The sequence below is a fragment of the Enterobacter sp. Cy-643 genome (assembly GCF_011752815.1).
Lineage (GTDB): Bacteria > Pseudomonadota > Gammaproteobacteria > Enterobacterales > Enterobacteriaceae > Cedecea.
The window spans coordinates 1-213 of the sequence record NZ_VWWV01000021.1 but is presented as its reverse complement, the minus strand read 5'-3'; the positions used below and the strand labels follow the sequence as shown (position 1 = coordinate 213).

Sequence of the window (213 nt, the reverse complement as noted above, 5' to 3'; positions counted from 1 at the left end):
TTACCACTTTGTGATTCATGACTGGGGTGAAGTCGTAACAAGGTAACCGTAGGGGAACCTGCGGTTGGATCACCTCCTTACCTAAAAGATACAACCCGCGTAGTGCTCACACAGATTGTCTGATAGAAAACGAGCAGTAAAACCTTATAGGCTTGTAGCTCAGGTGGTTAGAGCGCACCCCTGATAAGGGTGAGGTCGGTGGTTCAAGTCCAC

General features: G+C 48.8%; 1 rRNA gene. It reads left to right on the top strand.

The features are described 5' to 3' along the window. Positions 1 to 80: ribosomal RNA gene (locus tag F3J29_RS22620) — 16S ribosomal RNA — on the top strand; the annotation flags it as partial. Positions 81 to 213 lie beyond the last annotated feature (133 nt).